Consider the following 13,463-nt stretch of genomic DNA (forward strand, 5'->3'; position numbering starts at 1 on the left):
TGTTCCATTTTGTGATTTGACCGCTGGTTGGCGATCGGTACGTTACACTGTTGCATTATCGTCTTCTGCGTAACGTCTACCGCCATGAAATCCTTGTACTTCGCTTTTGTGTTCCTTCTGCTCGCAGGCTGTGCCAGCGGCCCTCGCCTGGATACCAGCCACCCCTCGGTGAACCACGACAACCGCGTGCAGTTCGTAGTCGTGCATTACACCTCCACCAACCTTGAACGCTCCCTGGCATTGCTCACCCATGGCCAGGTCAGCAGCCATTACCTGATCGGTGACGACGCCTCGGCCACCATCTACAAGCTGGTGGACGAGAGCCAGCGCGCCTGGCATGCCGGGGAGAGCGAGTGGATGGGCCGCACTTGGCTCAACTCCAGCTCAATTGGCATCGAGATCGTCAATCCTGGCTACAAGGACACGCCGACAGGCCGCTTGTGGTACCCGTACTCGGAGGCGCAGGTGAAGTCCCTGGTGGTTTTGCTCAAGGACATCAGCAAGCGCAACGGCATCGACCCCAAGAACATAATTGGCCACAGTGATATTGCGCCGTTGCGCAAGCTTGACCCGGGCCCGTTGTTCCCCTGGAAGCGGCTGGCCGCCGAAGGGTTGGGCGTTTGGCCGGATGCCCAGGCCGTTGCGCGCTTCCAGGTGCAATACGCCGCCGAGCTGCCAAGCGTCACCTGGTTCCAGGAAGAACTGGCCCGCCTGGGCTACCAGACGCCGCAGACCGGCGAGTTGGATGTGGCCACGCGCCATGTGATCGCAGCGTTCCAGATGCATTTCCGGCCGTCGCTGTTTGATGGCACGCCGGATGCGGAAAGTGCCGCGATCCTGCGCGCGTTGAACCGAAGCTAGAGCGGCAACGCCATATAGAACTGAGTGCCCTGCCCCGGTCGCGAGTACACGCCCATGCGGCCGCCGTGCAATTGCACGATTTCCTTGCACAGCGCCAGCCCCAGGCCGGCGCCGCCTTTCTTGCGGCCCACCTGGACAAAGGGTTCGAAGATGCGCCCCTGCTGCCCATAGGCAATACCTTCGCCGTTATCCTCGACGCTGACGATCACCCGCTCGCCATGGCGCCGTGCCTGCAGGCGTATCTGCCCGCCCGCGGGAGTGTGGCGCAGGGCGTTGCCCAGTAGATTGTCGAGCACCCGCTCCAGTTGGACCTGGTCCGCATACAGCCGAGGCAGGTCGGATTGGGCTTCCACCAGCAGTTCGATATTTTGCGCGTTGGCTGGCTCGGCGAAGCGTGCTCGGGCGTGTTCGAGCAGATCGGTGACGTCGCACGGCCCCAGCGTGAGTTTCTGCAGGCCATTCTGATAGCGCGAAAAGTTGAGCAGGTCGTTGATCAACTGCATCAAGCGCTGCATCTCTTCATTGACGGTATCCAGCAAGTCCGCTTCGCGGGACTCCGCCGGGAACTTCGCACGCTCGCGGAACAGCCCGAAGGCCATGTGCATGCCGGTCACCGGCGTACGCAGTTCATGGGAGGCGCGCAATACGAACTCGCTGCGCACCCGCTCGAAGGCGCGTTGTTCGGTTACGTCGTGCAGCACCATCACTGCGCCAAGAATATGCCCCTGGGTATGGCTCACCGGGGTCAGGCTGTAGGTCAGCAGACGCAGTTCGCCCTCGACCTCTACTTCCAGGTCGTCCGGTGCCCGCTCTAGATTGCCGCCGCGCAGCACCAGTTGCAGTTGTTCATCCAGCTCCGGGCGCGACAAGGCTTCGCCCAGGCCTTGGCCGAGGCGTTCCTCGTCCCAGCCCAGTTGGCGCTGCGCCACAGGGTTGAGGTGCTCCAGGCGCCCTTGGCGGTCAATCATCAATAAGCCATCGTCGATGCTGTCGAGCACGGCCTGCAGGCGCTGCTGGCCGGCCAGCAGTTCATCGACATTGGTCGCCTGATGCTGGCGCAGCGCCTCGGCCATGATGCCGAAGCGGCGGGTCAGCTGGTTCATTTCCGCTGCCGAGGAGATCGGCAGCGTTACCTCGAAATCCCCTTGTCCGATCTTGTCTGCCGCTTTGGCCAGCGCTTCGATCGGTCCACCAAAACGCCGCGCGATGCCATGGGCCGTCACAAACCCGATGATCAGCACGGCAAGCCCCACCAACCCGAGCAAACCGGCGATCAACAAAGCGCGTTCGCGGGATTTGTGCTCGCTGTTGCTGATGTTTTCCAAGGCCTGCTTGTGTTCGGCGATCAGGCCATTGCGCAGCGTGTTGAAGGTGTCGGTGAGTTTGTCCTTGGCGCCGGGTGGGGGCGTTGGTTGCTGGGACTCGTCAAAGGCCTCAAGCAGCGCCTGATACTGGCCTCGAGCCTGGCTGAAGCCCGTTCCGCGACCATCGCGCTGTTCATGGGCAATACCCTGATCCAGCAGATCGAAATAGCGTTGCTTGGAGGTTTGCAGCGCCTCGGGGTCCGGGCGCTCCTCCAGCATCATGATCAATTGATCGCCCAGGCTCTGACGCAGCTTGAGACCCAGGTCCAGAGTGACGAAGTTGCTGCGAATCAGGGACTCCTGGGTCTTGGCCATTTGCATGACGCTCACCAGACCCAGGATCAAACCCAGCAGGGCGACGGTAATCAGCGCTGAGATGCTCAGGAATAACCGAGTGCGCAACTTCATCGCTAACTTCATAGGGTACAGCTCACAGGTTGTACTGTTTGCGTTTGCGGTACAGGGTCGACGCGTCGATGCCCAGGGTGCGGGCTGCCTGATCCAGGGTGTCGCTGGTAGCGAGCACGGCGCCGATATGGGCTTTCTCCAACTGGTCCAGGCTGAGTGCCGCGCCAATGCGTGGGGCATTGTTGCTAGGTTGTTCGGCCATCCCCAGGTGGCTGATTTCCACCTTCTCCTGAGGGCAAATGATGCTGGCGCGCTCCACCACGTTGCGCAGTTCGCGAATGTTACCCGGCCAGCGGTAGTTGAGCAGCGCTTCGCGCGCTTCGTCGCTGAAACCGCGTGCTGGTCGGGCATATTCCTTGACGAAGCGCGCCAGGAACCGGTCGGCCAGGGTCAGGATGTCTTCACTGCGCTCGCGCAACGGCGGTAGATGCAAGGTGATTACATTGAGGCGGTAAAGCAAGTCTTCACGGAAGCGGCCGTCGCGGACCATGTCTTCCAGGTTCAGGTTAGTGGCGGCGAGGATGCGCACATCAGCGCGGCGGGTGACGGGATCGCCCACGCGCTCGTACTCCTTATCCTGGATGAATCGCAATAACTTGGGTTGCAAGGTGAGGGGAAAATCGCCGATCTCGTCGAGAAACAGCGTGCCGCCATCCGCTTGGTTGACGCGGCCTAATGTACTTTCACTGGCGCCGGTAAACGCCCCTCGGCTATGGCCGAACAGCTCGCTTTCCATCAATTCTGCTGTCAGCGAGGGGCAGTTGATGGTCACGCAGGATTTCTTCGAACGCTTGCTCCAGCCGTGAATGGCGCGGGCCAGTTCACCTTTACCGGTGCCGGACTCGCCAAGGATCAGGATGTTCGCATCTGTTCCAGCCACTTGGCGCGCCGTTTCCAGCACCACCATCATCGACGGGCTGTGGGAGTCGAGGCCGTCTTTCGGCTGGCGCACTTCGCCCTCAAGGGCTTCGAGGCGCGCAGACAGTTGGCGCACTTCCAATTGTTTGGCGGTGGCCAGGCGCAGTTGATCGGGGCTGCAGGGCTTAACCAGATAGTCGGCGGCGCCGGCCTGGATCGCATCGACTGCGGTATCGACTGCCGAATGGGCGGTGACGATCACCACACGCATCCACGGCGCCTGGATTCGCATCTGAGCCAGCACATCCAGGCCATTGTCTTCGCCCAGGCGCAAGTCCAGGAAGCACAGGTCGAACACCTGGCGCTGCATCAAGGCGTCGGCCTGGGCCGCGCTGTTCGCCGTGGCGACGGTGTAGCCTTCATCTTCCAGGCAATAACGGAAGGTGCGGAGGATCGCGGACTCATCGTCCACTAAAAGAATGCGGCCTTGAAGTTCCTTGGCTGATTCCATCTGTCCCGCGCTCCTTAAACTATGAATGATGGTGTTTAGTCCCGGAATAATCGGGCAAGTTGCATGGTTTATTCTGATCGATAAATAGCAGCGTCGTGCAGGTATCTGCATGACTTCCTACAAAGCCCCGTCTGATGGCGTTTCCATGCCGTCTTGCCACTTCGGCAACCCCCCTTGCGTTTTCGATCCCTTGATCCGACCGCTGGCCATCGTGCATTTCGCACGGCGCCCGAAGGGGCATCGTGCAGGATGCTGGGAGTGCGATTAAGTGCTAATTCATAACTATATGATTTTATTGATATTTATTTTGTAAAAAAGCTGGCACGCGCTCTGCAATAGCTCTCCCAACGAATAATCAAAATGCGGGAGAACAGCAACATGACTCGCCCAATCTTCAGCCAATTGCGTGTATCGCACCTGCATGTACAGCAAGGCCTGTTTGCCAGCCTGGCCCTGATGGTGACGCTGATTGGCGGCCAGCAGCTTCAGCATTGGCAGCAGAGTCAGCAGCAGATCCCCCAGTTTGAACGTCCGGCCATGACCCAGACCCATTTCCGTTCCGTTGGCAGTGTTGCTGCCGATGCAACAGCCCCGCAATTGCGGATGGTTGACCAGGCATCGTCCCTGAGTGAGCTGCCATCCCAAGAGCGTTGGGTGTTCTAGGCACCAAAGGCCGCTCTTGTTGAGCGGCAGCACGGCACTACCGCTGTTACCCCTATAAAAGCGTAAGGAGAATCACCATGTTGAGTTGGGCAATCACATTTCTGATCATCGCCATTGTGGCTGCAGTCCTGGGCTTCGGTGGTATCGCGGGCACCGCCACGGGTATCGCAAAAATTCTGTTTGTGGTTTTCCTGGTGATGTTCATCGCTTCCTTCTTCTTTGGTCGTCGCGGCCGAGGCTGAAAATGACCACTTTGTCCTTCAAAGCCATTACTGCCGCCCTGCTTCTGGGCGGCAGCGGCTTGGCGTTGGCCGCCAACGACGGCCAGTCCCGAGCCAACGAATTGCTCAGCGCGGATCCGCAATACCGTGAAACCTGGCAAGGCGTGGTGAAGAAAGAAGAGCGCCTGCCGGAATGGGTGATGAACCTGTCCGGCACGGCCGAGCAGATGAATGCCGTGGAAGAAGATGGCGACAAGTATTTGGTCGGGCCGCTCTGCGAAACTGCGGACACCTGCCTGAACAAACGCCTGATCGTTGCCTTCAGCCTCGATAAGGAAGATGCCTACGCCATGTTGGTGGAAGTCCCGGCCGGTCTGCCGAAGGACAAGTCGCCGACGCGGCACGCCGATTACCGTTTTATCGGTAAGCCGGATGAAGGCATGCAAAAGCTGTTGATGGAGCAGTTGAAGAAAGATCCGAATTGGTACTAGGTTCCGTCTGACACGCTTGTTGTCTGCGGGGCCAGCGTCCATAGAAAGAAGCCCCCGCTTCTTTCTGTTTGCACCGCTCGCCAAGGGCGGTGCATGACCAAGGGGCTGGGTTGCTCTGATCACCTGCGATCGGCGTGACCTACGGGTACAGGGAGTGCCTGCGCAAGAGCCGGGTCAGGCGAAAAGCTGCGACGCAGGTTCACAAGCCATCGGCTTGCTGAACTTGCGGCGGGCTTTAACGCTCTTTCTTCTATTCTCATGCCGCCCTTAGTCGCAAATTTCCTTTCTGCTCATTCCCAACCATTACTTGGTGTGTCGGGTAGACCATCTATCGATAAATTTTGGTGGGTGCCATAGGACATTTCCGACACTAAACGGTGGAACTCTCAGGCATTTCCGCCAAGTCTGCGGAGACGTCCTGAATCTCTGAGCGAGCCGGGTTTGGCCGGTTCACGGCATTTTTGTCGGACAAAATGTCACATTTGAACTGACCGTTCGGACAGTTATTATTAAAAAATCTCATGCCGATTCGGCATAGGGTAGGCGTTTACGGCATTAGACGTCGCCCCCTTGCATGGGAATAGTTGCGCCTTTTTTCGCCTGCCAGTAAGCCATTTCGGCCACGCTGCGGTGACCTTCCATGGAGGCAGATGCACACACTTTTTCGCTCTCGAGCGTTGCGGCTGGCGCATTTGCCTTAAGTTCACTTGAAGTAAGGGTAATGACATGAAGAAGGCAAAGCTAAGCCTCGCCTGGCAGATCCTCATCGGTTTGGTGCTGGGGATCGCAATCGGTGCAGTGCTTAACCATTTCAGTGCTGAAAAGGCCTGGTGGATCAGCAATGTGTTGCAGCCAGCGGGCGATATCTTTATCCGCCTGATCAAGATGATCGTGATCCCGATTGTGATTTCCTCGCTGATCGTTGGCATCGCCGGTGTCGGTGACGCGAAGAAGCTCGGGCGCATCGGCGTCAAGACCATCCTTTACTTCGAGATCGTCACCACCATCGCCATCGTGGTCGGCCTGCTGCTGGCCAACCTGTTCCACCCGGGCGCGGGTATCGACATGAGTACCCTGGGTACCGTCGACATCTCCAAATACACCGCTACCGCCGCCGAAGTGCAGCATGAGCATGCGTTCATCCAGACCATCCTCAACCTGATCCCATCGAATATCTTTGCCGCCGTTGCCCGTGGCGAGATGCTGCCGATCATCTTCTTCTCGGTGCTGTTCGGCCTTGGCTTGTCGAGCCTCAAGCCTGAGCTGCGCGAGCCGCTGGTAACCATGTTCCAGGGCGTGTCCGAGAGCATGTTCAAAGTCACCCACATGATCATGAAGTACGCCCCCATCGGCGTATTCGCACTGATCGCGGTGACCGTCGCCAACTTCGGCTTCGCCTCGCTGCTGCCACTGGCCAAGCTGGTGATTCTGGTTTACGTCGCCATCCTGTTCTTCGCTTTTGTGATCCTCGGCCTGATTGCCCGCCTGTTCGGCTTCTCGGTGATCAAGCTGATGCGCATCTTCAAGGATGAGCTGGTACTGGCCTACTCCACTGCCAGTTCCGAAACCGTGTTGCCGCGTGTGATCGAGAAGATGGAAGCCTACGGCGCGCCGAAAGCCATCTGCAGTTTCGTGGTGCCGACCGGTTACTCGTTCAACCTCGACGGTTCGACCCTGTACCAGAGCATCGCGGCGATCTTTATCGCCCAGCTGTATGGCATCGACCTGTCGATCGGCCAGCAACTGATGCTGGTGCTGACCCTGATGGTCACCTCCAAAGGTATCGCCGGCGTACCGGGCGTATCCTTCGTGGTGCTGCTGGCCACCCTGGGCAGCGTGGGTATTCCGCTGGAAGGCCTGGCGTTCATCGCCGGTGTCGACCGCATCATGGACATGGCGCGTACTGCCCTGAACGTGATCGGCAACGCCCTGGCTGTGCTGGTGATCTCCCGTTGGGAAGGCATGTACGACGACGCCAAGGGCGAGCGCTACTGGAACTCGCTGCCGCACTGGCGCACCAAGACCGCCGCACCGGTCGCCCAGGCGACCCGTAGCTGATAGCGTGACGGCTTAAAGACAAACCCCGGAAAATTCCGGGGTTTGTCGTTTCTGCCAGCCCCGCTATCATTCGCCCCATTCTTCGGGGGGATTCAACTGATGCTCAATGGCCTGTGGCTTGGCTTCTTTGTCGTGGCAATGGTGTCGGCACTGGCGCAATGGCTGGTCGGCGGTAACGCCGGGATTTTTGCAGCGATGGTCGAAAGCATTTTCGCCATGGCCAAATTGTCGGTGGAAGTCATGGTGCTGCTGTTCGGCACCCTGACGTTGTGGCTGGGCTTTCTGCGTATCGCTGAAAAAGCCGGGATCGTCGATTGGCTGGCCAAGGCCCTCGGCCCGCTGTTCCGCCGCCTGATGCCGGAAGTGCCTGCCGGCCACCCGGCCATCGGCCTGATCACCCTCAACTTCGCCGCCAACGGCCTGGGCCTGGACAACGCCGCCACCCCCATCGGCCTCAAGGCCATGAAGGCCTTGCAGGAACTCAACCCCATCCCCAACACCGCCAGTAACGCGCAGATCCTGTTCCTGGTGCTCAATGCGTCTTCACTGACGCTGTTGCCGGTGACCATCTTCATGTACCGCGCCCAGCAAGGTGCGGCGGACCCGACGCTGGTGTTCCTGCCGATTCTGCTGGCCACCAGCGCATCCACGCTGGTGGGCCTGCTTTCTGTGGCAATCATGCAGCGCCTGCGGCTGTGGGACCCGGTGGTGCTGGCGTACCTGATTCCTGGCGCGCTGGTGCTGGGCGGCTTCATGGCGCTGCTGGCGACGCTCTCCGCCACGGCGTTGGCCGGGTTGTCCTCGATTCTGGGCAACCTCACGTTGTTTGGCCTGATCATGCTGTTCCTGGTGATCGGTGCGCTGCGCAAGGTCAAGGTCTACGAGGCGTTTGTCGAAGGCGCCAAGGAAGGCTTCGATGTGGCCAAGAACCTGCTGCCGTATCTGGTGGCGATGCTGTGTGCCGTCGGTGTATTGCGAGCGTCGGGCGCGTTGGACTTCGGCCTCGAAGGCATTCGCCATGTGGTCGCCTGGACCGGCATGGACACGCGCTTCGTCGATGCCTTGCCGACCGCGATGGTCAAGCCGTTCTCCGGTAGCGCTGCGCGGGCGATGTTGATCGAGACCATGCAGACCCAGGGTGTGGACAGCTTCCCGGCGTTGGTGGCGGCGACGATTCAGGGCAGTACCGAGACCACCTTCTATGTGTTGGCGGTGTACTTCGGTTCGGTGGGTATTCAGCGGGCCAGGCATGCCGTGGGCTGTGCGTTGTTGGCGGAGTTTGCCGGTGTGGTGGCAGCGATTGCGGTGTGCTACTGGTTCTTCGGTTAAGGCTCGGATTGCTATCGGGGGCAAGCCCCCTCCCACATTTGAATGTGTTCACAGATCAACCTGTGGGAGGGGGCTTGCCCCCGATGAGGCCTTCAGTGTTTAGCTGCACTATTGCCTTGCTGAACCACCCAATCCACCACCTGCTTATTCAACTGATCCCCCGCCTGCCCAAACCCGGCGACCACCGCCGGCACCTTGGTGTCGCTGACCGGTTGCCTCACCTCAAACCGTCGGCTGGCAATAATCCGCTGATCACGCCCGCGCACCAGGCGCGCGTCCAGGCGAATCACCACCTCAACCGCACTGCCGTGATATTCACTCTGGAACGCCTGCAATTGCCCGCCCAGTTCATAGTCGGACTGCAGGTTGGTGTCATCGGTGCTCAGCAGCGTCACCCGGCTATCGCGCTGGAAGCCGTCCATGAAGCGGTTGCGCAGCAGCACCGGCGCCGGGTCGCTCCAGCGCGAGTTGGCATAGCTGCTGATCAAGTCGCCATTGGGCACCACGGCAATGCGTGGGCTGTCGAGAAACTCGCTGGTCTGCGGCTTGTTCACGCGCAGTGACCAACTGACCGGCGCGCCCTGGCTGGCGGTTTGTGCCGAGGACAGGCGATACACATCTGAAGGATCGGCCTTGGGCAGGATCGAACACGCGCTCACCAGCGCCAGGGCCAACGGGGCGATCATCTTGTAAGCACGCTTCATGGCGTGAACTCCTTGTTCTTGTCGCTGCCCAGCAGGTAACCGCTGGGGTTGGCTTCCAGGCGGCGGGAGATGGCGCGCAGCGAACCGAGGGTTTCGCGCAGCTCGCGCACCGCCGGCGCCAGTTCGTTGAGGCCTTGCATGCCGCTGTTCACCGAGTCCTTGTTGTTGGTCAGCAAGGTGTTGATGGTCGCGGTGCTTTGTTCAAGGGATTTCATGGCCTGCTCGGCGCTGCTGAAGGCCTGCTTGCCTTGTTCGTTGAGCAAGCCATTGGCGTTGTGCATGAGCACGGTGGTCTGTTCCAGGGCGGCGGTCGCCTGTTTGCTCACCTGCATCAGTTGCTGCATCACCACTTTGATATCGCCACGCTGATCGGCAATGGCGCCAGTGGTTTGCTGCAGGTTCTCCAGGGTGTTGCTCAGGCGCTCGACGTTCTCGCGGGAGAACATGTGATTGGCGTTGTGCAACAGCAGGTTGACGCTGGTCATCAGGTCGTTGCTGTTGTTGAGCAAGCGTGCGATGGGTGATGGCGAGGCGATGATCTGCGGCAAGTTACCGTCCTTGCCCTTGAGCTCGGGGCTTTGCGGGGTGCCGCCGCTGAGCTGAATGATCGAGGTGCCGGTGATGCCGGTCAGGGCGAGCTTGGCCTGGGTGTCCTCCTTGACCGGCGTCTGCCCGGCCAGGCGGATGCGCGCCAGCACGCGGCGCGGGTCCTTGGGGTCCAGGCTCAGGCTGATCACATCGCCCACCTTGATCCCGCTGTACTGCACCGAACTGCCTTGGGACAGGCCGCTGACCGCCTCGTTGAAGATCACTTCGTAGTCCTGGAAGGCGCTGTCGACGCTGGACTTGGCCAGCCACAGGCCGAACAGCATCGCGCCGACCACCACGATCACGCTGAACAGACCGATCATCACATGATGGGCTCGGGTTTCCATGTCATACCTCGTTGAGCGATTGAGCGGCATCCAATGCCGCGCGGCCACGGGGGCCGTGGAAATATTCGTGGATCCATGCGTCATCGGTTTCCGAGACAACATCGATGGCATCGGCCACCAGCACTTTCTTTTGTGCCAGCACCGCCACGCGGTCGGTAATGGTGTACAGCGTGTCCAGGTCGTGGGTGACCAGGAACACGCTCAGGCCCAGCGCATCGCGCAGGGTCAGGATCAGTTGGTCGAATTGCGCCGCGCCGATCGGGTCGAGGCCGGCGGTGGGTTCGTCGAGGAACAGGATGTCCGGGTCCAGGGCCAACGCACGTGCCAGGGCGGCGCGCTTGATCATGCCGCCGGATAGCGATGCCGGGTATTTGTCGGCCGCCGACAGCGGCAGCCCGGCCAGGGCCAGCTTGACCGCGGCCAAGTGCTCGGCGTCGCGACGGCTGAGGCCGGCGTGTTCGATCAAGGGCAGCGCAACGTTTTCGGTAACGGTCAGCGAGGAAAACAGCGCGCCCTTCTGGAACAGTACGCCAAAGCGCCGTTCTACCAGGGAGCGCTCATGCTCGGGCAGGCTCGGCAGGTTCTTGCCGAACACGCGCACTTCGCCTGCGCTGGGCCGACGCAGGCCGACAATGCTGCGCAACAGCACCGACTTGCCGCTGCCGGAGCCGCCGACCACGGCAAGGATCTCGCCCTTGTACAAATCCAGGTCGAGGTTTTCATGCACGCTCTGGCTGCCAAAGCGATTGCACAGGCCGCGCACTTCAATCACCGCCTCACTGGGCGCCCGGTGTAGACGACTCACCAGCCCATCTCCATGAAAAACAGCGCGGCGACAGCATCCATCACGATCACCACAAAGATCGATTGCACCACGCTGGAGGTGGTGTGGGCGCCGACTGATTCAGCGCTGCCGCTGACCTTGAAGCCTTCCAGGCAACCAATCGCAGCGATCAGGAACGCAAAGATCGGCGCTTTGACCATGCCCACGAGGAAGTGCTGCACGCCGATGTCCGATTGCAGCAGCGAGAGGAACATCGCCGGCGAAATATCCAGCGCCACCGCGCACACCACGCCGCCGCCGATGATGCCCGAGAGCATCGCCAGGAACGTCAGCATCGGCAGCGCCACCAGCAGCGCCAGCACGCGGGGCAGTACCAGCAGCTCCATCGGGTCCAGGCCCAGGGTGCGGATCGCGTCGATTTCTTCGTTGGCCTTCATTGAGCCGATCTGTGCGGTAAAGGCACTGGCGGTGCGGCCGGCGATCAGGATCGCGGTGAGCAAGACGCCGAATTCCCGTAGGAAAGAGAACGCCACCAGGTCCACCGTGAAGATCGTCGCACCGAAGCTCTTGAGCACGGTGGCGCCGAGGAAGGCTACTACCGCACCCACCAGGAACGTCAGCAAAGCCACGATGGGCGCGGCATCCAGTCCGACCTGTTCGAGGTGCGCAACCATTGGCGTCACGCGCCAGCGCTTGGGGCGCAAAATGCTACGGGCGAAGGTTTCGAGAATCAGGCCGACGAAACCCAAGAGTTTCTTGGTGTCCTGCCAGACCGTGTCCACTGCTCGGCCGATACGTGCGAGGACCTGGATACCCGCCGCTTCTTCAGGGGCTTTTTCCGGCACGCAAAAATCATTCAGGGAGCGGTAGACGGTCTTGAGCAGCGCGCGGTCGGCGGCAGACAAGCTGCAATCGGTCTGTTCGGCGGACTGCTCGATGCGGGTCGGCCCCAGCAGTTCCACCAGCAACGAGGCGCCGGCCGTATCCAGGGCGCCGAGGCCGTTGAGGTCGATGCGCGCGCCGGCGTCGTATTGGCCGTCGAGCTTGTCCGACAGCTTTTTCAGGTTGGCATAGTGGGCAAGCGTCCAGTCCCCCGTAATCCGCAGTTGTGGCGGGGTGGTGGACGTATCGAGGTGGGCTGTGCCGGCCGTCGTGCTGGTGGTCATAAGCTCCGAGCTTGTTTGGCTATCCACAATTCCTACGTAATAGCACGATACGGCCTACTTTGGGTTGTCCGTTTGTGCTGAGTCCGTCACCTTGAAACGCAGCACGCCGATCACTTGCCCGTCTTCGGTCAGTACTCGCACCTGCCAGCGGCCCACGGCGTCGGCCGGGAAGTTCTGCTTGTGGGTCCAGGCGCGGTAGCCCTCTTTGCGCCCGCCGTGGATATCCAGGGCGATGCGGTCGACCTCTTGGCCGTTGAATTTCCACACGTGGTAGATGCGCTCATCCAGCCCACGCGGCGCGTTGATCGCGGTGTAGGCGTACAACCCACCGCTGCGCAGCTGCGCGGCAGTAACTTCCTTGAGGTCGTCGCCTGGCGTGCGGTCCTGCAGTTGGGTGCTGATGGCCACTTCGGTCATCCACAGGGTGGCTGGTGGCACCCAACTGCGCAGGAACCACCCGGCGCAGCCGATAGCGGCGGTGACCCCGAGCAGCATCGCCCAGCCCTTGAGGCTGCGCAACGGCAGGCTTACCGCCAGGCTCGGGATCGACAACGCCATGGCCACGCCGAGGGCCAGCTTGTAACTTTCGGCGGTGGTCAGGTGCAGGATGATCGGCAGCGCGGTGAGCAGTGCGGCGAACAGGGTCAGGGTATGCAGCGCCAGGAACAGTGAGCGCTTGGGCGCCAGCCACTTGTAGTACAGCGGGTCGATGATCGACACCAGCGCCGCCGCGCCGAGCAAGCCAGTGAATACCGATTGGCCGCTGTTCCACGCGGTGGTGACGAAAAAGAACGGCAGCACGAAAAACAGACTTTCCTGGTGGATCATCTGGGTTGCGTAGCGCAACAGCGGTTCGGGGATTTCGCGCTTGAAGACTTTGGTGAACAGTTGGGTGAAGCTGTTCTCCAGCATCAGCCACAGCCAGCTCACCAACATGATCACCGCAATCCAGCTGGCCATGCCCTGCTGGCGATCCACCAGGATGAAGCTGCACACACCCGAGATAAAACCGCCGAGTGCAATCACCCCTGGGTAGCGCTTCATCAGTTCGAGGACGCGCTGGATTAAGTGGGTCAGGTTTGGCATTCGGCGCTTCGCAGTCTTGTAGGA

13 protein-coding genes are annotated in these 13,463 nt (G+C 60.6%); 6 read left to right on the forward strand and 7 right to left on the reverse strand.

Going from position 1 to position 13,463, the window contains the following annotated elements:
* The first annotated feature begins 84 nt into the window (after positions 1-84).
* Positions 85-861, forward strand: a complete 777-nt coding sequence (locus tag BLR69_RS22085; RefSeq protein ID WP_071494788.1) for an N-acetylmuramoyl-L-alanine amidase — start codon at positions 85-87, stop codon at positions 859-861.
* Here the strand turns inward: BLR69_RS22085 and BLR69_RS22090 are convergent.
* Entirely contained in the window at positions 858-2,645 is a 1,788-nt protein-coding gene (locus BLR69_RS22090; RefSeq protein ID WP_071494789.1) for a KinB sensor domain-containing domain, read from the reverse strand. The genes BLR69_RS22085 and BLR69_RS22090 overlap by 4 nt on opposite strands.
* A gap of 10 nt (positions 2,646-2,655) precedes the next feature.
* The gene (algB, locus tag BLR69_RS22095) at positions 2,656-4,002 is read right to left on the reverse strand and encodes a sigma-54-dependent response regulator transcription factor AlgB (RefSeq protein ID WP_058424438.1); all 1,347 of its coding nucleotides are present in this window, start codon (positions 4,000-4,002) and stop codon (positions 2,656-2,658) included.
* Positions 4,003-4,380: 378 nt separating this feature from the next.
* Between algB and BLR69_RS22100 the strand changes: the two genes are divergently transcribed.
* From BLR69_RS22100 to BLR69_RS22120, 5 genes are all read left to right on the forward strand, one after another.
* Positions 4,381-4,665 carry a hypothetical protein gene (locus tag BLR69_RS22100; protein ID WP_071494824.1) on the forward strand — a complete coding sequence of 95 codons (285 nt, stop codon included), beginning with the start codon at positions 4,381-4,383 and terminating at the stop codon, positions 4,663-4,665.
* Positions 4,666-4,742: 77 nt separating this feature from the next.
* Positions 4,743-4,907 (forward strand): DUF1328 domain-containing protein, encoded by a 165-nt coding sequence (locus BLR69_RS22105; protein ID WP_003170804.1) that lies wholly within the window; start codon positions 4,743-4,745, stop codon positions 4,905-4,907.
* 2 nt (positions 4,908-4,909) lie between these two features.
* Positions 4,910-5,377 carry an inhibitor of vertebrate lysozyme family protein gene (locus tag BLR69_RS22110; RefSeq protein ID WP_071494790.1) on the forward strand — a complete coding sequence of 156 codons (468 nt, stop codon included), beginning with the start codon at positions 4,910-4,912 and terminating at the stop codon, positions 5,375-5,377.
* A gap of 726 nt (positions 5,378-6,103) precedes the next feature.
* Positions 6,104-7,435, forward strand: coding sequence for a glutamate/aspartate:proton symporter GltP (gene gltP, locus BLR69_RS22115; protein ID WP_058424440.1), 1,332 nt, complete (start codon positions 6,104-6,106; stop codon positions 7,433-7,435).
* A gap of 99 nt (positions 7,436-7,534) precedes the next feature.
* Positions 7,535-8,764, forward strand: coding sequence for a nucleoside recognition domain-containing protein (locus BLR69_RS22120; protein WP_010207849.1), 1,230 nt, complete (start codon positions 7,535-7,537; stop codon positions 8,762-8,764).
* A gap of 92 nt (positions 8,765-8,856) precedes the next feature.
* On the opposite strand, the gene BLR69_RS22125 is transcribed toward BLR69_RS22120, so the two are convergent.
* Genes BLR69_RS22125 through BLR69_RS22145 form a run of 5 tightly spaced genes read right to left on the reverse strand, consistent with a single transcriptional unit; the run spans position 8,857 to position 13,439 of the window.
* Positions 8,857-9,468, reverse strand: coding sequence for an ABC-type transport auxiliary lipoprotein family protein (locus tag BLR69_RS22125; protein ID WP_071494791.1), 612 nt, complete (start codon positions 9,466-9,468; stop codon positions 8,857-8,859).
* On the reverse strand, positions 9,465-10,403 hold the full coding sequence (locus tag BLR69_RS22130) for an MlaD family protein (protein ID WP_071494792.1): 939 nt from the start codon (positions 10,401-10,403) through the stop codon (positions 9,465-9,467). The genes BLR69_RS22125 and BLR69_RS22130 overlap by 4 nt, the downstream gene beginning before the upstream one ends.
* 1 nt (position 10,404) lies before the next feature.
* Positions 10,405-11,208: an ABC transporter ATP-binding protein gene (locus BLR69_RS22135; RefSeq protein WP_071494793.1), complete on the reverse strand. Its 804-nt coding sequence runs from the start codon at positions 11,206-11,208 to the stop codon at positions 10,405-10,407.
* Positions 11,205-12,353 (reverse strand): ABC transporter permease, encoded by a 1,149-nt coding sequence (locus BLR69_RS22140; RefSeq protein WP_071494794.1) that lies wholly within the window; start codon positions 12,351-12,353, stop codon positions 11,205-11,207. Before BLR69_RS22140 ends, BLR69_RS22135 begins: the two co-directional genes overlap by 4 nt.
* A gap of 54 nt (positions 12,354-12,407) precedes the next feature.
* Entirely contained in the window at positions 12,408-13,439 is a 1,032-nt protein-coding gene (locus tag BLR69_RS22145) for a DUF5924 family protein (protein ID WP_071494795.1), read from the reverse strand.
* Positions 13,440-13,463 lie beyond the last annotated feature (24 nt).

Source organism: Pseudomonas azotoformans (assembly GCF_900103345.1).
GTDB classification, from domain to species: domain Bacteria; phylum Pseudomonadota; class Gammaproteobacteria; order Pseudomonadales; family Pseudomonadaceae; genus Aquipseudomonas; species Aquipseudomonas azotoformans.